This window comes from Streptomyces montanisoli (genome assembly GCF_017813245.1).
Classification (GTDB): domain Bacteria; phylum Actinomycetota; class Actinomycetes; order Streptomycetales; family Streptomycetaceae; genus Streptomyces; species Streptomyces montanisoli.
Genome location: NZ_JAGIQL010000075.1, coordinates 12,681 through 31,695 on the forward strand (window position 1 = coordinate 12,681; position 19,015 = coordinate 31,695).

At 73.8% G+C, this 19,015-nt stretch carries 16 protein-coding genes and 2 pseudogenes; 7 read left to right on the forward strand and 11 right to left on the reverse strand.

The window, feature by feature from the left end; genetic code table 11:
• Window positions 1–746: 746 nt before the first annotated feature.
• Entirely contained in the window at window positions 747–1,022 is a 276-nt protein-coding gene (locus tag JFN87_RS18705) for a WhiB family transcriptional regulator (RefSeq protein ID WP_209341428.1), read from the reverse strand.
• Window positions 1,023–1,236: 214 nt separating this feature from the next.
• Window positions 1,237–2,247: a non-homologous end-joining DNA ligase gene (ligD, locus tag JFN87_RS18710; protein ID WP_209341430.1), complete on the reverse strand. Its 1,011-nt coding sequence runs from the start codon at window positions 2,245–2,247 to the stop codon at window positions 1,237–1,239.
• Between the two features lie 75 nt (window positions 2,248–2,322).
• Here ligD and JFN87_RS18715 point away from each other — a divergent pair, with 75 nt between their 5' ends.
• Window positions 2,323–3,384 carry an ATP-dependent DNA ligase gene (locus tag JFN87_RS18715; protein ID WP_209341432.1) on the forward strand — a complete coding sequence of 354 codons (1,062 nt, stop codon included), beginning with the start codon at window positions 2,323–2,325 and terminating at the stop codon, window positions 3,382–3,384.
• Between the two features lie 106 nt (window positions 3,385–3,490).
• Window positions 3,491–5,602 (forward strand): MDR family MFS transporter, encoded by a 2,112-nt coding sequence (locus JFN87_RS18720; RefSeq protein WP_209341433.1) that lies wholly within the window; start codon window positions 3,491–3,493, stop codon window positions 5,600–5,602.
• A 59-nt stretch (window positions 5,603–5,661) separates the two neighbouring features.
• Here JFN87_RS18720 and JFN87_RS18725 read toward each other — a convergent pair whose 3' ends face one another.
• The gene (locus JFN87_RS18725; protein ID WP_209341435.1) at window positions 5,662–6,096 is read right to left on the reverse strand and encodes a YchJ family protein; all 435 of its coding nucleotides are present in this window, start codon (window positions 6,094–6,096) and stop codon (window positions 5,662–5,664) included.
• Window positions 6,097–6,267: 171 nt separating this feature from the next.
• On the opposite strand from JFN87_RS18725, the gene JFN87_RS18730 reads away from it, so the two are divergent.
• Window positions 6,268–7,623, forward strand: coding sequence for a 6-phospho-beta-glucosidase (locus tag JFN87_RS18730; protein ID WP_209341438.1), 1,356 nt, complete (start codon window positions 6,268–6,270; stop codon window positions 7,621–7,623).
• Between the two features lie 134 nt (window positions 7,624–7,757).
• Here the strand turns inward: JFN87_RS18730 and JFN87_RS18735 are convergent, their stop codons facing one another.
• Both JFN87_RS18735 and JFN87_RS18740 read right to left on the reverse strand, forming a co-directional pair.
• The gene (locus tag JFN87_RS18735; protein ID WP_030912091.1) at window positions 7,758–7,994 is read right to left on the reverse strand and encodes a DUF397 domain-containing protein; all 237 of its coding nucleotides are present in this window, start codon (window positions 7,992–7,994) and stop codon (window positions 7,758–7,760) included.
• A complete protein-coding gene (locus tag JFN87_RS18740; RefSeq protein WP_030912088.1) occupies window positions 7,995–8,858 on the reverse strand; it encodes a Sco1979 family transcriptional regulator in 864 nt (287 codons plus the stop codon).
• Window positions 8,859–9,069: 211 nt separating this feature from the next.
• Between JFN87_RS18740 and JFN87_RS18745 the strand changes: the two genes are divergently transcribed.
• From JFN87_RS18745 to JFN87_RS18755, 3 genes are all read left to right on the forward strand, one after another.
• Window positions 9,070–9,531, forward strand: coding sequence for an ATP-binding protein (locus JFN87_RS18745; protein WP_209341440.1), 462 nt, complete (start codon window positions 9,070–9,072; stop codon window positions 9,529–9,531).
• The gene (locus JFN87_RS18750; protein WP_372449253.1) at window positions 9,525–9,986 is read left to right on the forward strand and encodes a hypothetical protein; all 462 of its coding nucleotides are present in this window, start codon (window positions 9,525–9,527) and stop codon (window positions 9,984–9,986) included. The genes JFN87_RS18745 and JFN87_RS18750 overlap by 7 nt, the downstream gene beginning before the upstream one ends.
• A 77-nt stretch (window positions 9,987–10,063) precedes the next feature.
• The gene (locus JFN87_RS18755) at window positions 10,064–11,305 is read left to right on the forward strand and encodes an ROK family transcriptional regulator (protein ID WP_209341443.1); all 1,242 of its coding nucleotides are present in this window, start codon (window positions 10,064–10,066) and stop codon (window positions 11,303–11,305) included.
• 79 nt (window positions 11,306–11,384) lie between these two features.
• Here JFN87_RS18755 and xylA read toward each other — a convergent pair whose 3' ends face one another.
• Window positions 11,385–12,554 (reverse strand): xylose isomerase, encoded by a 1,170-nt coding sequence (gene xylA, locus JFN87_RS18760; protein ID WP_209341454.1) that lies wholly within the window; start codon window positions 12,552–12,554, stop codon window positions 11,385–11,387.
• Window positions 12,555–12,740: 186 nt separating this feature from the next.
• On the opposite strand from xylA, the gene xylB reads away from it, so the two are divergent.
• The gene (xylB, locus tag JFN87_RS18765) at window positions 12,741–14,216 is read left to right on the forward strand and encodes a xylulokinase (protein WP_209341445.1); all 1,476 of its coding nucleotides are present in this window, start codon (window positions 12,741–12,743) and stop codon (window positions 14,214–14,216) included.
• A gap of 495 nt (window positions 14,217–14,711) precedes the next feature.
• Here xylB and JFN87_RS18770 read toward each other — a convergent pair whose 3' ends face one another.
• From JFN87_RS18770 to JFN87_RS18790, 5 genes and pseudogenes are all read right to left on the reverse strand, one after another.
• The gene (locus JFN87_RS18770) at window positions 14,712–15,626 is read right to left on the reverse strand and encodes a LysR family transcriptional regulator (RefSeq protein ID WP_209341447.1); all 915 of its coding nucleotides are present in this window, start codon (window positions 15,624–15,626) and stop codon (window positions 14,712–14,714) included.
• Window positions 15,627–15,682: 56 nt separating this feature from the next.
• Window positions 15,683–16,891 (reverse strand): glycine C-acetyltransferase, encoded by a 1,209-nt coding sequence (locus JFN87_RS18775; RefSeq protein ID WP_209341449.1) that lies wholly within the window; start codon window positions 16,889–16,891, stop codon window positions 15,683–15,685.
• 25 nt (window positions 16,892–16,916) lie between these two features.
• Window positions 16,917–17,945, reverse strand: coding sequence for an L-threonine 3-dehydrogenase (tdh, locus tag JFN87_RS18780; RefSeq protein WP_209341450.1), 1,029 nt, complete (start codon window positions 17,943–17,945; stop codon window positions 16,917–16,919).
• Window positions 17,946–18,057: 112 nt separating this feature from the next.
• Window positions 18,058–18,909: pseudogene (locus JFN87_RS18785) on the reverse strand (DMT family transporter); the annotation flags it as partial.
• Window positions 18,888–19,015, reverse strand: a pseudogene (locus tag JFN87_RS18790) (endonuclease III domain-containing protein); the annotation flags it as partial. The pseudogenes JFN87_RS18790 and JFN87_RS18785, both read right to left, overlap by 22 nt.

A 19,015-nucleotide genomic window follows, 5' to 3' on the forward strand; every position in this document is an offset into this window, starting at 1 on the left:
GGCGACCAAGGCACCGGTGGCGGTCGCACGTCGGCGACCGCCACCGGGGAAGGCGTGGGGGGTGCGTCTGTGGGAGATGCTTCTCAACACTGACTCCTTCTGCGTGGCCCCGGGTCTCGTGGCCATGGCGGACATCGGGCGGCGGGGTGGCCGTCCGGGCAGAGCGGGGCGGAACCATGTGTGCGCCGCACCCGGTCGGGCGACCGGATGAGGCCGTGCTCGGGCCGTGCGAACGCGCTGGTCCCGGGGGTGGAGACGGGGCCGGCACGGGCCACGGGCGAACATCCGTGCCCGGACTGTTCTGGTGGCCGAGGGAAGAGTGGCAGCCCGAGGACAGAGTTGTCAGGAGCGCGTCATCGGATTGGCCGGAAACGGTTCGTTCGTCGGATGGTCACGTCCGGTATACGAACTCTTCATCCCGTCGAGACCCGGGTCCGCGCGTGCGGCGCGCGGCCGTACGGCGGTGCGCCGCGGCCCGTCGGCCGAGCCGATCGAGGGCCGGAGCTGGGGGTGAACACCCCGCGTGATAACGGCCGTTCACATGGACGGCATCGTTCCGCCGACTCCCCCGGGTCGGCGGCCGGACGTCCGGAATGTGGTAACGCGCCTGCCGCCGGAGGGTCCTGGCAGCGCGCGGACTCGCGGCTGCGCCGGCCGGCGGCGGGGCGCCGGGCAGGGCGCGTCAGTACGGCGATTTTCGGCCAGGACCGGGTAAAGGCATGGTTGAGCTGGGGTTTCGGTTCGGTTCAGCGCCGGGTCCGGCGCAGCTGCAGGCGTTCACGCTCGGAGAGGCCGCCCCAGACGCCGAACCGCTCGTCGTGCTCGAGGGCGTAGGCGAGGCAGGCGGCACGCTCGGGGCAGGCTCCGCAGAGTTGCTTGGCCTCCCGGGTCGAGGAGCCGGGGGCGGGGAAGAAGAACTCGGGCCCCGTCTGCGCGCACAGCGCGCTGTCCTGCCAGGCCGGCGACGGTTCGGTGGCGGAGGGGGTGCCGGCGGTCGTGCCGGCGGTGAGGTTGATCGGCATGCGCGTCAGGCTGCCGCATGCCGATAAACGTCCGATTGATGGTTGATCAATCATCAATCGGCGGCGCGCACGGGCGCAGGGGCCGAGCGGGTGCGGCACACGCCGGACCGCTTGCCCGGACCGCTTGTAGCGTCCCAGCCGCGGGCGGCGTTGTACAGCGGCCCGCCCGGCGCGGCGCGTCGTCGCCGCCGCCGCGGGTGCGGGTCCCGCGCGCTCAGGGCTTGCGGCGGGCGCGGCTCGGCTGGACGCGGGTGGGCTCGCCCGGTGCCTTCGGGTGGTCGGGCGGGTAGGGCAGGTCGCCGAGCCCGTGCTCGCGCTCATCCCTCGCCGCGAGGTCGAGCAGGGACTCGAGGCCGAACGCGTGCCGGTCCATGTCGGCGTGCACGTCGCCGAGTTCCGCGTACCGCGCGGGCATGGTCGCGATGTCGAAGTCGCGCGGGGAGACGTCGTCGACCTCGTCCCAGCGCAGCGGCGCGGAGACCGGGGCGTGCGGCCTCGGGCGCACGGAGTAGGCGGAGGCGATGGTGCGGTCGCGGGCGGTCTGGTTGTAGTCGACGAAGATCTTCTGCCCGCGCTCCTCCTTCCACCAGGCGGTCGTGACATGCTCGGGCATCCGCCGCTCGAGCTCCCGGCCGACGGCGATGGCGCACCTGCGGACCTGCGTGAACGTCCAGCGGGGCTCGATCGGCACGAACACGTGGAGGCCGCGGCCGCCCGACGTCTTGGGCCAGCCGCGCAGCCCCTGCTCGTCGAGGACCGCGCGCAGTTCGTGGGCGGCGGTGACGGCCTCGGCGAAGCCGGTGCCGGGCTGCGGGTCGAGGTCGATGCGCAGCTCGTCGGGGTGGTCCGTGTCGTGCCGGCGCACGGGCCACGGGTGGAAGGTGAGGCACCCGAGGTTCGCGGCCCACACGACGGCGGCGACCTCGGTGGGGCAGATCTCGTCCGCGAACCGGCCGCTGGGGAAGGCGATCCTCGCTGTGGGGATCCAGTCGGGCGCGTTCTTGGGGGCGCGCTTCTGGAAGAACGACTCGCCGGTGACACCGTCGGGGAAGCGCTCCATGGTGGTCGGCCGCTCGCCGAGCGCGCGGACGATCCCGTCGCCCACGGCGAGGTAGTAGCGGGCCACGTCCATCTTGGTGAAGCCACGCTCGGGGAAGTACACCTTGTCGGGGTTCGACAGCCGTACGGTCCTGCCGCCCGCGTCCAGCTCCACCGCTGCGCCCATGTGCGTCACGCTAGGCCCGGCGGGGGCGGCGCGCACATCGGGCGGAGTGCGCCGGCCGCGGTGACAATCGGACGCATGGACCTGCCGGTGATGCCCCCGATCCTGCCGATGCTCGCGAAATCCGTGGCCCGCATACCGCCCGGCATGAGTTATGAGGCGAAGTGGGACGGTTTCCGCGCGATCGTGCACCGTGACGGGGACGAGGTCGTCATCGGCAGCCGCAATGGCAAGCCGCTGACACGGTACTTTCCCGAGCTCGTGGACGCGGTGCGCGCCGAACTGCCGGAGCGCTGCGTGGTGGACGGCGAGATCGTCGTCGCGCACGAGGGGCGTCTCGACTTCGACCGGCTCACCGAGCGCATCCACCCGGCGGCCTCGCGCGTGGCCACGCTCGCGGAGCGCACGCCGGCGAGCTTCGTCGCGTTCGACCTGCTGGCTAAGGGGGACGCCTCCCTGCTCCCCATGGCGCAGTCGCTGCGGCGCGAGGCGCTGGAGGCGGCGCTGACCGGCGTGCGGGCGCCGGTGCACATCGCGCCGGCGACGACGGACATCGCGCTGGCGGGCGACTGGTTCGACCGGTACGAGGGGGCGGGACTCGACGGCATCGTCGCCAAACCGCTCGATCTGCCGTACCGCCCGGACGTGCGTGCCATGTACAAGATCAAGCACGAGCGGACCGCGGACGTGGTCGTGGCCGGTTACCGCCCCCACAAGAGCGGCCCCGTGGTGGGGTCGCTGCTGCTCGGCCTGTACGACGGCTCGGGCGTGCTCCAGCACGTCGGCGTGTGCGCCGCGTTCCCGATGAAGCGGCGGGCGGAGCTGATGGAGGAACTGGAGCCGCTGCGCATCGATCCGGCGGACCACCCGTGGGCCGCGTGGGGCGAGGCGTCAGCGCACGAGAGCGCGCGGCTGCCGGGCGCGCCCTCGCGCTGGAGCGGCAAGAAGGACCTGTCGTGGGTGGCGCTGCGGCCGGAGCGCGTGTGCGAGGTCGCGTACGACCACATGGAGGGGACGCGATTGCGCCATACGGCGCAGTGGCGCAGGTGGCGTCCCGACAAGGAGCCACGGGACTGCACGTACGCGCAGCTCGCGGAGGTCGTCGGCTACGACCTGGCCCAGGTGTTCGGCGAGGCGTGAGGGGGGCGGGCGGGACGCTTCGCCCGGTCGGACAGGGAGGTACCGTGGCGCGCCCGTCCGGACCTCTCCGCATGCGGGCGTGGGCCGGTGGTGTGAGCGTGCAGGGATGAGCACCGTCAGCGAGAAACGTCCCGAGCCGGCGCCCTCGCGGGCCGCGCCCGTCGCGCTGAGCGGACGGCGCAGGAACATCGTCTTCGCCACGATCGTGCTCGGCATCCTGCTGGCGGCGCTCGACCAGACCATCGTCGGCACGGCGCTGCCCACCATCGTCGCGGACCTCGGCGGCGCCGAGCACATGTCGTGGGTGGTCACCTCGTACCTGCTCGCGGAGACCATCTCGACGGCGATCGTCGGCAAGTTCGGCGACCTGTTCGGGCGCAAGCTGATCTTCCAGCTCTCGGCGGTCGTCTTCATCACGGGCTCGTTCCTGTGCGGGCTCGCGAACGGCATGACGCTGCTGATCGCGTGGCGCGCCCTGCAGGGCATCGGCGCGGGCGGGCTGATGGTGACGGCCATGGCGCTGATCGCCGACGTCATCCCGCTGCGCGAACGCGGCAAGTACCAGGGCGCCATCGGGGCCGTGTTCGGCGTGGCGACCGTCGTCGGGCCGCTGCTCGGCGGCGTGTTCACCGACCATCTGACGTGGCGCTGGGCGTTCTATGTGAACGTGCCGATCGCGATCGTCGTGGTCGTCGCGGCGGCGCGCACCATCCCGTCCGTCAAGTCCGCGGCGAAACCGGTCATCGACTACCTCGGCATCACCCTCGTCGCCCTGGGCGCGGGCGCGCTCATCCTCGGCACGAGCTGGGGCGGCAACCAGTACGCGTGGGGCTCGCCCGTGATCCTGGGCCTGTTCGCCGGCGGTGTCGTGGCGCTCGCGCTGTTCTGCGTCGTCGAGACCCGCGCCGTGCAGCCCATGCTGCCGGTGCGGCTCTTTCGCAACCCGGTCTTCTCGGTCTGCTCGATCCTCAGCTTCATCGTGGGTTTCGCGATGCTCGGCGCGATGACGTACCTGCCGACGTACCTCCAGTACGTGGACGGCGACTCGGCGACCATCTCCGGGGTGCGGACGCTGCCGATGGTCATCGGGCTGCTGATCGCCTCGATCTTCAGCGGCAACGTCGTCAGCAGGACCGGCAGGTACCGGGTCTTCCCCATCGCGGGAACGCTGGTGATGGCCCTGGGCCTGTTCCTGCTGTCGCGGGTCGGGCCGGGATCCGGGGTGTGGAAGGAGTCCGGCGCGATGTTCGTGCTGGGCCTCGGCATCGGCCTGGCCATGCAGGTGCTCACGATCGCGGTGCAGAACACCGTCGACTACGCGGACCTCGGCACGGCCACCTCGGGGGTCACGTTCTTCCGCACGCTCGGCAGCTCGTTCGGCACCGCCGTCTTCGGCACGATCTACGTCAACGCGCTGACGCCCAACCTGCGTGACGGCATCACCGAGGCCGTACGCGCGGGCGGCGCGTCCGCGTCCGCGGTGGCCAAGGCGGCACGCAGCCCCGAGGGGGTGCACCGGCTGCCGCCCGCGCAGTCGGCGCCCGTGGTGCAGGCGTACGCGGACACCCTGCACACGGTCTTCCTGTGGACCGTGCCGGTGGCCCTGGCCGGCTTCGTGGTGGCGCTCTTCCTCAAGCAGGTCAAGCTGCGCGACTCGGCGCGCGCCACCTCCACGGACATGGGCGAGGGGTTCGCGACACCGCGTTCCGGCGACTCGGGGCGGGTGCTCGAACTGTCCGTCGCGAGGATCCTCAAGGGGGTGCGGCCCGATGTGGCGCGGTCGGTGGTGCGGGGTTCCGACACCCGGCTCGACATCGCCGGTGCCTGGGCCGTGATGCAGGTGGAGCTGCTGACCCGGATGGTGGGGCATGCGAGCCTCGGCCTGGTCGCGGCCCGGCGCGACCTGCCGCCCGAGGTCCTTGTGCCGGTCTTCGACCGCATGGTCGACGAGGGGTTCCTGACCAGGTCGGGCACCTTCTTCTCGCACACGGCGGCGGGCAGCAGGGAGGCGGACGCGATCAACGCGGCATGGGGGCAGTGGCTCAACGACCGGCTGGCGGAGGACCGCGGCAGGCCGGCCGGGCAGGAGCTGCGCAGGGCCGTGGACGCGATCGCGAAGCGGCTGCTCGCGGAGGACCTGTCGCACACCCTGCCGCCGGGCTCCGCGGTGCGGCTGCCGGTCGGCGCGACGGCCTCGGGGCAGGGCCGCAAGCCGTGACGGTGCAGGCCCGGACGCCTGCCCTCAGCCCTCAGCCCTCAGCCCTCAGCCCTCAGCCCTCAGCCCTCGACGTCACCGTCCACGTAGACCCAGCGGCCCTCCTCGCGCGCGAAGGTGCTGCGTTCGCGCAGGGTGCCAGGCCCGCCGCGGTCCGTGTAGTGCGCGGCGAATGTGACGGTGCCCGTGGTGTGGAAGGCGGTGCCGTCCGTGGTGGCCAGGACGTCGAGGCCCGTCCAGCGCACCGCGCGGTCGAGGCCGAGCGCGGCTGGCCTGGTGGCGGCCGCCCAGGTGCGCAGCAGGTAGGGCTCGTCGCGTACGGCGAAGGCGCTGTAGCGGGAGCGCATGAGCGACTCGGCGGTGGCGGGGGCCGCGCCGCCCGTGTGGAAGCGCGCGCAGCAGGCGCCATAGGTGGCGGGCAGCCCGCAGGGGCAGGGCGAGGACGCCACCACGCCGGGCTGGACGGGGGCGGAGGGACGGCGGGTGCGCTTGGCCATGCGCCCATTCTCCCGTGCCGGCGGCTGCCCCGTGCCGGCGGCTGCCCCGTGCCGGCCGCCTGCCCTCTGCCGTACGCGCGCCTGCCGCGCCCGCGCCCCGGTGGTGCCGGGTCGCCGCCGTGTCGGCCATGATCGGTCCGTGTACGGATGCGAGACGGAGGCGGTCCTGGCATGAGGCTGACGATTCTGGGCGGCGGCGGGTTCCGCGTGCCGCTGGTGTACGGGGCGCTGCTGCGCGACCGCGGCGAGGGCCGGATCACCTCGGTCACGCTGCACGACGTGGACGCGGGCAGGCTGGCGGCCGTGGGCCGGGTACTCGCCGACCAGGCGGCCGGCGTGCCGGACGCGCCGGCCGTCACCGCCACGACGGACCTCGACGAGGCGCTGCGCGGCGCGGACTTCGTGTTCTCCGCGATCCGGGTGGGCGGGCTCGCCGGCAGGGCCGCCGACGAGCGGGTGGCGCTGGCCGAGGGCGTGCTCGGCCAGGAGACGGTGGGCGCCGGCGGCATCGCGTACGGGCTGCGCACGGTGCCCGTCGCGACGGAGATCGCGCGGCGGGTCGCGGCGCTCGCGCCGGACGCGTGGGTCATCAACTTCACCAATCCCGCCGGTCTGGTGACCGAGGCGATGGGGTGCGTGCTCGGCGACCGGGTGATCGGCATCTGCGACTCCCCCGTGGGGCTCGCGCGGCGGGTGGCGCGGACGCTGGGCGCCGATCCCGGCACCGCGCGCGTGGAGTACGCGGGCCTCAACCACCTGGGGTGGCTGACCGGCCTGTACGTGGCGGGCCGTGACCGGTTGCCGCGGCTGCTCGGCGATCCCGGCCTGCTCGGCTCCTTCGAGGAGGGCCGGCTCTTCGGCGCCGAGTGGCTGGCCTCGCTGGGCGCGATCCCCAACGAGTACCTGCACTACTACTACTTCAACCGCGAGACGGTCGACGCCTACCGGAGCGCGCGGCACACGCGCGGCGCCTTCCTGCGCGACCAGCAGGCCGGCTTCTACACGGAGGTCGGCGGCGCCGGCGAGCCGGGCCCGGGCGCGGCGTCGGCGGCCTGGCACCGCACGCTGGCGGAGCGCGAGGCGACGTACATGGCTGCGAACCGGGACGCGGCCGGGGTGGGCGACCGGGACGAGGAGGACCTGGAGTCCGGCGGGTACGAGAAGGTGGCGCTCGCCCTGATGCGGGCGATCGCGCACGACGAGAAGGCGACGCTGATCCTCAACGTACGCAACAGGGGCACGCTGCCGGTGCTCGACGACGACGCCGTCGTGGAGGTGGTGTGCGCGGTGGACGCGAACGGTGCGCGGCCGCTGGCCACGGGGGCGCTACCCGGCCACGCGGCGGGCCTGGTCACGGCGGTGAAGGCGGTGGAACGTGCGGTGCTCGCCGCGGCGGACAGCGGGGCGCGGGCGGACGCGGTGAAGGCGTTCGCCCTGCATCCCCTGGTGGATTCCGTCGCCGTGGCCCGGCGGCTGGTGGACGGCTACGCGGCCGCCCATCCGGGCCTGGCCCACCTGGGGGGCTGACGGGCCGGGCGCCGGCGCAGCCGCCGCCGATCACCGCGTGCGGCGCCGCAGCGCACCTGAAAAGTGCTGCGACGCCGCACACGTGCCCCTCCCCGCCATGGCAGTCTTGGTCGCCGTGCCGGACGTGCCGGCCGTCAGGTCAGCAGGAAATCGGCCTGACCCGACTTGGCGCCCTGGATGAAGGCGGCGATCTCGGCCGGTGTGTAGATGAGCGCGGGGCCGTCAGGGTCGGACGACTGGCGCACCGCGATCCTGCCGTCGGCCAGCTTCATGGCCTCGATGCAGTTTCCGCCGTTGCCGCCGCTCCACGGCTTGTGCCAGCCCTCGGCACCGAGCTCGCGTGAGGGCATGCCGTTGTATATGGGGTCCATTCACAGCTCCTTGCGGACATCCCTGAGGATCTCCTTCGTGCTTTGCGCAGTTGCGGCCTGCGCCGCCATCCGGTCCATGACCTCAAGGTGAGTGGCCACTTCCGGTCGCGCATCGAGGTACACGGCACCGGTCAGGTACTCGCTGAAGACCATGTCCGGCAGCTCTGGTTCCGCGAAGCGGAAGATCACGAACGGCCCGTACGTACCGGGGTGGTGTCCGTTCGCGAACTCCGCGATCTGAAGGGTCACATTGGGCAGGTCGGCCGCGTCGAGCAGCCGGTCGATCTGCGCCCGCATCACCTCCGGGCTGTCACCGACAGGGCGGCGAACCACCGTCTCGTCCATGACTACCCAGAATCGGGGCGCGTTCTCGCTGGTGAGCAGCGACTGGCGGGCCATGCGGAGCGCCACGTGCCGCTCGGTCTCCTCGGGTGAGGACCGCCCCACGGCGCCCGCGTGCAGCACCGCGCGCGCGTAGTCCTCGGTCTGCAGCAGCCCCGGCACGAAGTGCGGTTCGTATCCGCGCAGGAGCGAGGCCGCCCCTTCCAGGCTGACATAGACGCTGAACCAGTCCGGCAGGATGTCGTGGAACCGCTGCCACCAGCCGGGCTTGTTGGCCTCCTCGACGAGCCCCGTGAAGACGCCTGCCTCCTCGGGGCCCACGCCGTAGGCCGTGAGCAGTACCTGAACGTAGGGGATCTTGAGCGCGACCTCGGCCGTCTCCATCCTGCGGATCGTGGCAGGAGCCACGCGCAGGAGCTTGGCGGCCTCTTCGCGTTTCAGGCCGCAGCGCTCCCGCAGGTCCTGTAGACGCCTGCCGAGCACGACCTGTCCCACGGTCGGGGCCGACCGCGGTTCACTCACTTCTGGGACCTCCCCGTCGCACGATGTGGATGCAGTCTGCCATGACTCTGCCAGTTAGAACACGGCACTCTGGAAATTCCAGAGTGCCACTTGCCAAGTGTCTCGGACAGGTGGAGAGTGGGGTGAGTGAACCAGTTCACGCGGCTGTCGCGCTGCGCCACGGGAGAGGCGCGGGGCAAAGCAGCCGCTTCCCCACCGTTAGGAATCGGTCGTGGCACCTGGTAACGCGCTCACCCCCCAGCTTGCGCCTGTGTGCCCTGGCAACGTTGTCCGCCGTTACGGCTTCGAACTGCCGGCGCGCGCGGAGTCCGTGGGCCGGGCGAGGAAGCTCACCCACGACCGGTTGCTCCGCTGGGACGTGCTCCGGGGGACGTCGGAGACGGCGGTGCTCGTCGTGTCCGAACTGGTGACGAACGCCGTCGTCCACGCCGCGGGCGACCATGTGATCTGCGAGCTCAGGCTGGACGGTGACCGGCTGCGCATAGCGGTCGAGGACCAGGGGTTCGGACCGACGGGACCGCAGCTGCACCGTGGCGCCGAGGACGAGGGCGGCCGCGGGCTGTTCCTGGTCGACTCGGTGTGCACCTGCTGGGGGGCCCAGGACACCTCGGGCTACGGGCCCGGCCGTGTCGTGTGGGCGGAGCTGCGCGTCGGGGCGGAGCAGGCGTGTTGAGGAGCGCGAGGACGGCGCTGCTGCGGCTCGGCCGGGCCGTGCGCACGCCGGACGGCGCCGGCACGGCGGCCCGCGACGACGGCACGGTGCGCCTGCCGCTGCCCGAGACGCTGCCCGCCTCGCTGGGGTGCGACGCGGTGGGCGTGCCCGCGCGGCACGGTTTCCGGCTGATGGCGCGGATGCCGCGCACGGGGTGCGTCTTCGCGGACCGCGACTGGTGGTGGTGGATCGTCCCCGCCGGGTCCGACCTGGAGCTCTCCTGGCCTGCGCCCGCGCTGTACGTACGGGGCATCGACGTCCCCGCCGTACGGCCCCGGCTGATCCACTGGCCGGACGACAGGACGCCGTACACCCCGCCGATCCCCTTCTACCTCATGGTCTGCCAGCTGGCGGGCACGGCTCCCGCGTGGGCGGAAGGACCGCTGCCCGCCCCGCCCGGCGGAGCCCGCGCGTAAGGGCACTTCCCCTCTCACGGCGCCGGGGCGACGCGCCTGCCGGGGGGCGGGGGTGATCGCATAGGGTCGCCCCAGACATGGACACCAACCACACGCCACCGGTCTCCCTCGGCGCGAAGGCCGGCAAGGAGACGGTGCGCCGGCACAACCTGAGCCTGGTGCTGCGCGCCGTTCGGGACGAGGGGGAGGCCACCCGCGCCGGGATCGCCTCGCGGGTGGGGCTGACCAGGGCCGCGGTGTCCTCGCTCGTCGAGCAGCTGATCGGGAGCGGGTTCCTCAGCGAGTCGGGCAAGACGTTCAGCGGCCAGGCCGGCCGGCCCGGGACCGTGCTCAAGATGGCGCGCACGGGGCCCGCGGGCATCGGCGTCGAGATCAACATCGACTACGTGTCGGTGTGCGTGGTCGACCTGTCGGGCACCGACCGGGTGCGGCTGACCGAGCACATCGACAACCGGGGCGCGCCGCCCGCCGAGGTTCTCGCGCGCGGCGCGCGCATCGCCGCGCGCACGCTGGAGTCGGCGGCCGAGCAGGACCTCGCGCCGGTCGGCGCGGAGCTCGCCCTGCCCGGTCTCGTCTCCGCGGGCACGGTCCGCCAGGCGCCGAACCTGGGGTGGAACCGGGTGCCGGCCGAGGAGCACTTCGCCCGCGCCCTGGCCCGGCTGCGGCCCGGCGCCGGCCCGCTGCCGGTGAGCTCGGAGAACGAGGCGAACCTGGCGGCGCTCGCGGAGCTGTGGTTCGGCGGTCTCGGCTCGCCGCGCACCTTCCTCTACCTGACGGGCGAGATCGGGGTGGGCGGCGCGCTCGTCATCGACGGCGAACTGCTGCGCGGGGCACACGGGTTCGCCGGGGAGATCGGCCATGTGGTCGTCGACCCGGACGGCCCGCTGTGCCGGTGCGGCGCGCGCGGCTGCCTGGAGCAGTACGCGGGCCAGTCGGCGCTGCTGCGGGCCGCCGGCATGGACCCGGACGCGGGCGTCCCGGGCGTCACCGAGCTGGCGCGCAGGGCGCGCGGCGGGGACGCCACCGCTCTGGAGGCCGTCGGGCGTGCGGGGAGGATGCTCGGGCGTGTGGTGTCGGGTGCGGTGAACCTCTTCGACCCGGACGCGGTGGTACTGGGCGGGATCTACCGGACGCTGATGCCGTGGCTCTCGCCCTCGGTGGACCGCGAGTTGACCGCCCGCGTCGTGTCCGGTCTTTGGCCGGCGGGCAGCGGGCGGCTGCGGGCCTCGTCGTCGGCGGGTGACGCGGCGCGCGGGGCGGCCGCACTGGTGGTGCGCGCGGTGCTCGCGGACCCGTCGGCGTACGTCAGCCGCGCGTAGCGGCAGGGGCACGGGGACGCGGGGGCGCGGGCCGCTCTGGCCGCCCCCACCCGCCGCGCGGGCGGGGGCGGCCGGTGGCTCAGCGCGCGCCGAGGAGGTGGTCCATGGCCAGCTGGTCCAGGCGCTCGAACGCCATCCCGCGCTGCGCCGCGGCCTCGGCGTCGAACTCCTCGTACGCGCCGCGGTCCGCGAGCAGTCCGGCGAGGCCGTCCTGCGCGGTGGGCAGCGCGAGCTGGTCGAGGCGTGAGGCGCGCAGCGCCTCCTGGACCTCGGGGTCGGCGCGGAAGGCCGCCGCGTGGTCCTTGAGGATCAGGTAGTTGCGCATGCAGCCGGCCGCCGACGCCCAGACCCCGTCGAAGTCCTCGGTGCGCGGCGGCTTGAAGTCGAAGTGGCGGCAGCCGTCCCAGCCCGCGCTCTCCAGCAGGTCCACGAGCCAGAACGCGGCCCGCACGTCGCCCGCGCCGAACCGCAGGTCCTGGTCGTACTTGATGCCGCTCTGCCCGTTGAGGTCGATGTGGTAGAGCTTGCCCGCCCACAGGGCCTGCGCGATCGAGTGCGGGAAGTTGAGCCCGGCCATCTGCTCGTGGCCGACCTCGGGGTTCACGCCGAACAGCTCGGGGCGCTCCAGGCGCTCGATGAACGCGAGCGCGTGCCCGACCGTGGGCAGCAGGATGTCGCCGCGCGGCTCGTTGGGCTTGGGCTCGATGGCGAATTTGAGGTCGTAGCCCTTCTCGGTCACGTAGTCGCCGAGGAGGTCGAACGCCTCCTTCATCCGGTCGAGCGCGAGGCGCACGTCCTTCGCGCCGCCGGACTCGGCGCCCTCGCGCCCGCCCCACGCGACGTAGGTCTCCGCGCCGAGCTCGGCGGCGAGGTCGATGTTGCGCATCGTCTTGCGCAGCGCGAAGCGGCGGACGTCGCGGTCGTTGGCCGTGAAGCCGCCGTCCTTGAACACCGGGTGGGTGAAGAGATTCGTCGTGGCCATCTCCACGACGATCCCCGTGGCGTCGAGCGCCTGGCGGAACCGCTTGATGTGCGACTCGCGCTCCGCGTCCGACGCGCCGAACGGGATCACGTCGTCGTCGTGGAACGTGACGCCGTACGCGCCGAGGTCCGACAGGCGGCGCACCGACTCGGCGGGGTCGAGGGCGGGGCGGGTCGCGTCGCCGAACGGGTCCCTGCCCTGCCAGCCCACCGTCCACAGCCCGAAGCTGAACTTGTCCTCGCGGGTGGGTGTGAAGCGTTCCGTCATGCCCCTGGCCGCCTTCGCTGCCTCAAGGTTCGTGCGAACCTTTTTGTTTTCTGACATGACTAATATGGCACGGCGCTGCGGGTGCGCAAAGGCCCCGCACGCGTGACGGGGCCGCCCCGTCTCCCGTAATTTGTTCGCCACCGTTCAAAAAGGCGCCGCAAGCCGCCCGTTCGAGAAGAGGTCCCCATGCCGCGATCCCCGCTCGTGATCGGCGTGGACAGCTCCACCCAGTCCACGAAGGCCGCCGTCACCGACGCGGCGACCGGCGAACTGCTCGCGGTGGGCCGCGCGCCGCACCGGGTCACCGGCGACGGCGGCGCCCGCGAGAGCGACCCCGAGGAGTGGTGGACGGCCCTCGGCGAGGCCGTCGGGGCCGCCCTCGCCGAGGCGGGGGCCGACCCGTCCGCGGTGACCGGGATCGCCGTCGCGGGCCAGCAGCACGGCCTGGTGGTGCTGGACGGCGCCGGGCGCCCGCTGCGGCCCGCGATGCTCTGGAACGACACCCGCTCGGCGCCCCAGGCCACCGCACTGACGGACGCGCTCGGCGGGCCCGCGTCCTGGACGGCGCGCGCCGGGTCCGTGCCGGTGGCCTCGATCACGGCGACGAAGTGGCAGTGGCTGCGGGAGAATGAGCCGGCCGTCACCAAGGCGGCGGCAGCGGTGCGGCTGCCGCACGACTTCCTCACCGAGCGGCTGTGCGGCGAGGCGGTCACCGACCCGGGCGACGCCTCGGGCACCGGCTGGTACGCGACGGCGACCGGCGGCTACGACCCGGTGCTGCTCGACCTGCTGCACCTGGACGAGCCGCTGCTGCCCGCGGTCGCCGCGACGGGCGGGGCGCGGGCCGGCTCGCTCACGGCGGCAGCGGCGGACGCGCTCGGACTGCCGTCCGGGATCGCCGTGGCGGCGGGCACCGGCGACAACATGAGCGCGGCCGTCGGCCTCGGGCTCGGCGGGCAGGGGCTGCTCGACCACCCGGTGCTGAGCCTCGGCACGTCAGGCACCGTCTTCGCCGCGACCACGACGCGCCCCGACTCGGTGGCGCTGAACGGCTTCGCCGCCGCGGACGGCTCGTACCTGCCGCTGGGCTGCACGCTCAACTGCACGCTTGCGGTGGACAAGGTGGCGCAGTTGCTCGGCCTCGACCGCGAGGAGGCGGTGCCGGGCGGTGAGGCCGTCGTGCTGCCCTACCTGGACGGCGAGCGCACGCCCGACCTGCCGACGGCGGCGGGCCTGCTGACGGGCATACGGCACGACACGACGCCGCAGCAGCTGCTGGGGGCGGCGTACGAGGGCGCGGCCTTCACCGTGCTGCGCGCGCTCGACGAGGTGCTGCGGGCGTGCGGCCTCGACCCGGCGGCGCCCGAGGTGGCGGCGCGGCCGCTGCGGCTCATCGGCGGCGGCGCGCAGGGCCGCGCCTGGACGTCGACGGTGCGCAGGCTGTCGGGCCGCGCGGTAATCGTGCCGCGGAGCGGCGAGCTGGTCGCGCTGGGCGCGGCGGCGCTCGCGGCGTCCGCCGCGACCGGCGAGGACCCGGTGGGCCTCGCGACGGCCTGGGGCACGGGCGCGGGCCCCGAGCTCGAGCCCGTCGAACGCGACGGTGAGGCGTGGGAGCGGGTCGCATCGGTCCTGGACCGGGCGACGCCGGCCCTGCTGACCTGACGGCCCCGCGGGGCCGCCGCGGGGCGCAGGGCCGTCCCCCTTGTCCATGCACGTCTCGCCGGTCGAGTTGGGGCCGCCGCCGGACGCAGGGCGTTCCTGCCCGGTCCGCCCGAGCCGGCGGTGCCCGAGCCGTCACTGCCCGGGCCGGCGGTGTCCGGGCCGCCCGCACGTGGTGCGCGGCCCATGTGCGCCGGGACCGTCCGGGCTCGGGCCGTCATGCCGCCCCCGAGCCGGGGGGCCGAGCCGCCGCTCCGGGCGGCGGTGCAGGCGCCGTCCCACGGCGCTCCCGGGCGCACGGCCGCGCTGACGCGGCACGAGCCGGGCAACGTCGCAGCGCCTCCGGCGGGCGGACCCGGCGACCGGCGCGATGGCAGGGCTCATCACGCCGGCCCGCTCGTGTGCCTCGGTCCGAACGCCGTGGTGCCGCATCCGCGCTCTTCCGTGCGCTGCCGAAAGTGTGGCCGGCCAGGCGGTCGCCGCGCGCGGCGCGGCCGCTCAGCCGGTCGTCAGGCCGTCCGCCGCCGCGCTCAGGGCCGCCAGGACCGGGGCGATCAATGGGTGCGTCTCCGCGCCCCTGCGCACCGCCGCGAAGACGCGGCGGGTGGCGCGCGGGCCGGAGACCGGGCGTACCACCGCGCCCTTCAGCTCCATGCCGCGCAGCGCGGAGCGCGGCACCAGCGCGACGCCGGCGCCCGCGCCCGCCAGCGCGGCCACCGCGTGGAAGTCGTCCGAGGCGTGCACGAGCCGGGGCGCGAACCCGGCGCGCTCGCAGGCGAGTTGCGTGACCTCGTAGCACGGGTTGCCCGGGTGCTGCCCGATCCAGTCGTCGCCGGCGAGCGACGCGAGCTCGACCTCGGGGTGCGGCGAGAGGCGGTGGCCGTCCGGCAGGACCGCGTCGAACGGCTCCGCGTACAGCGCCACGCGCGACAGCCGCACGTCGTCCTCGCGCGGCGCGCCCCGGTACTCGACCGCGACCGCCACGTCCGCCTCGCCGTCGAGCACCATCGGCAGACTCTCGTCGCCCTCCGCGTCCCGCACCCGTACCCGTATGCCGGCGTGCGCGGCGGCCAGGCCGCGCACGGCGGGCGCGACGACCTCGGCGATGCCCGTCGCGAAGGACGCCACGGTGACCTCGCCGGCCGCGCCGCCCGCGTACGCGGCGAGTTCTGCCTCCGCGCGCTCCAGCTGCGCGAGGACCGCGTTGGCGTGGGTCAGCAGGATCTCGCCCGCGGCGGTCAGCCGTACCCCCCGCCCGCTGCGGGTCAGCAGGGCGTGCCCGGTCTCCTGCTCGAGCGCGGCGAGCTGCTGGGAGACGGCGGAGGGCGTCAGGTACAGCGCGGCGGCCGCGGCGGTCACCGTACGGTGGTCCGCCACGGCCCGCAGGACGCGCAGGCGCTTGGGGTCGATCACTCCCCCATTTTCGCAGGGCCACGAGGAAGCCCCGGAACGGACGGTGCTGCCCAGGGTCAGGCGTGCAGGGCGGCCCGCGCGTCGGCGAACGCCGACACCGCGCGCTCCACGTCCTGCGTCGAGTGCGCCGCCGAGAGCTGCACCCTGATGCGCGCCTTGTCCATCGGCACCACCGGGTACGAGAAGCCGATCACGTACACGCCGCGTTCGAGCAGCAGCTCGGCCATCCGGCCCGCCTCGGCGGCGTCGCCGATCATCACCGGGGTGATGGGGTGGTCGCCGGGGAGGATCTCGAACCCCTCCTCGGACATCCGCCGGCGGAAGAGCGCCGTGTTGGCCTTGAGCCGCTCGCGCAGGTCGCCGGCGGTCTCCAGCAGGTCGAGGACCTTGATGGACGCGGCGGCGATCGTCGGCGCGAGCGAGTTGGAGAAGAGGTAGGGGCGGGAGCGCTGGCGCAGCAGCGCGACGATCTCGGCACGCGCGGCCACGTAGCCGCCGGACGCGCCGCCGAGTGCCTTGCCGAGCGTGCCGGTGATGATGTCCACGCGGTCCATGACCCCGTGCAGCTCGGGCGTGCCGCGGCCGCCGTCGCCGACGAAGCCGACCGCGTGCGAGTCGTCGACCATCACCATGGCGTCGTAGCGCTCCGCGAGGTCGCAGATCTCCCGCAGGGGGGCCACGTACCCGTCCATGGAGAACACGCCGTCGGTGACGATCAGGCGGCGCCGGGCCTCCTGCGTCTCCTTGAGCCTGGCCTCGAGCTCGGCCATGTCACGGTTGGCGTAGCGGTGCCTGGCGGCCTTGGACAGCCGGATGCCGTCGATGATGCTGGCGTGGTTGAGCGCGTCGGAGATGACGGCGTCCTGCGCGTCCAGGAGCGTCTCGAAGACGCCGCCGTTGGCGTCGAAGCAGGACGAGTAGAGGATCGCGTCCTCCTGGCCGAGGAAGGCCGAGAGGCGCGCTTCGAGGTCCTTGTGGATCTCCTGGGTGCCGCAGATGAAGCGTACGGACGCCATGCCGTAGCCCCAGCGGTCGAGCGCGTCCTTGGCCGCGGCGAGCACGTCGGGGTGGTCGGCGAGGCCGAGGTAGTTGTTGGCGCAGAAGTTGAGCACCTCGGCGCCGGAGCCGTCGGCGCCGGAGCCGTCGGCGCCGACGGCGACCGACGCGCTCTGCGGGCTGGTGATCACCCGCTCCGGCTTGAAGAGGCCTGCCTCGCGGATCTCGTCGAGGGTGGCGCGCAGGTCGTCCCGTACAGACGCGAACATGTGATGGGCTCCCGAGGTCGGTCGTTCAGTCGTTCCAGTTGAGGATGATCTTGCCGCTGCGTGCGGTGGCGGCCTCGTCGAACGCGGCGTCGTAGTCCTCGTACCCGTAGGTCCCGGTGATCACGGGGCTCAGGTCGAGGCCGCCCTCGATCAGCACCTGCATCGCGTACCAGGTCTCGAACATCTCGCGGCCGTAGATGCCCTTGATCGTGATCATGTGCTGGACGATCTTGGACCAGTCGACGGCGAACTCGTCGGCGGGCAGGCCGAGCATGGCGATCCGGCCGCCGTGGGTCATGTTGTCGAGCATGTCGCGCACGGCCTCGGGCCTGCCGGACATCTCCAGGCCGATGTCGAAGCCCTCCTTGAGGCCGAGCTGCTCCTGCGCGTCGGCGATGGTGTGCCGGGACACGTCGAGGGCGAGCGAGACGCCGACCTTGCGGGCGATCTCGAGGCGCTCGGGGCTGACGTCGGTGATGACGACGTTGCGCGCGCCGGCGTGCTTGACCACCGCGGCGGCCATGATGCCGATCGGGCCGGCGCCCGTGATCAGCACGTCCTCGTTGAGCGAGGGGAAGCTGAGCGCGGTGTGCACGGCGTTGCCGAAGGGGTCGAAGATGGCGGCGACGTCCAGGTCGACCTTGCTGCGGTGCACCCAGACGTTGCTCGCGGGCAGCACGACGTACTCGGCGAACGCGCCGTCGCGGCCGACGCCGAGGCCGACGGTGTTGCGGCACAGGTGGCGGCGGCCCGCGAGGCAGTTGCGGCACTTGCCGCACACCAGGTGGCCCTCGCCGCTGACGAGGTCGCCGACGGCCACATCGGCCACGTCGTCGCCCACCGCCGCGACCTCGCCCACGAACTCGTGGCCGACGACCAGGGGGGTGACGATGGCCTGCTGGGCCCAGCCGTCCCACGCCCTGATGTGCAGGTCGGTGCCGCAGATGCCGGTGCGCAGGACCTTGATCAGCACGTCTCCCGGGCCGTGCTCGGGTTCCGGCACGTCCATGAGCCGCAGCCCTGGCTCGGCGGTCTGCTTCACGAGTGCCTTCATCGGCGGGGCTCCCGGCGGTGACGAGATGGATGATCGTGTTCCGCCACCAATCTCGCCTCAGTCGGCCTCCGGCGTCCATCGAGGATTTCTTAACCGGGTCCACAGGCGAGCTTCACGCGCGCTCCGCGCGGTGCCTCTCGGGCTGCGCCGGCACCGAGTCCGCGGTGCCCGCGCCCGGCCGTCCGCCGCCGGCGCGCGGCGCGTTGTCGCTGTTCGGCCGCCGTGCGGGGCGGGCCTCGCGTGCCAGCAGGACGACGCCGCGCGCGGCGAGCACCGACCCGGCGGCGGCCGCCGCGATCCCGAGCGCGCCCCCCTGGATCCGTTCGCCCAGCAGGATGATTCCGATCGCGGACGCGGCGACCGGGTTGGCGAGGGTGAGCAGCGCGAGCGGTGCGCCGAGCCCGCCCCGGTATGCGGCTTGCGCGAGGAGCAGGCCGCCCACCGCGAAGGCGGCCACGAGGGTGACGACGAGCGCGGCGCCCCATCCGGGCATCCCGCCGTGCCCGGTGAGGGTGACGGTGACGGTCTGGGTGAGCGCGGACGCGACGCCGGAGGCGAGGCCCGAGGCGATCGCGTGCCGCAGCCCCGGGCGCGCGCCGGGCAGCGAGAACACGAGGAGCGCGGTGAGCGCGGCCGCCGTGGCCGAGACGCCGGCTGCCTGCGGCAGCGAGAGGGCCGCGGCGGGGCCGCCGCCCGCGGCCGCGAGCAGGATCGCCGCCAGGCCGGCGAGCGTGTACGCGGTGCCCGCCCACTCCCCCCTGGTGACCCTGCGCCCCGCGCGGTACGCGCCGAGCGGCACGGCGGCGACCAGGGTCAGCGCCCCGAGCGGCTGCACGACGGTGAGGGGCCCGCAGGCGAGGGCGGCGACGTGCAGCAGGGCGCCCGCCGCGTTCAGGGCGACGGCCGACCACCAGGCTCCGTGGCGCAGCAGCGCGAGGAGGTTGCCGCCGCCATGTCCTCCGGCGTCGGGTACCTGGCGAACAGGGCGGGCGTGGTCTGGTTCACCCTGAGGTCGGTGGTCTGGGCGGACAGGACCGTCGCCACCAGGAGCTCGAACGCGTTCCGGAAGT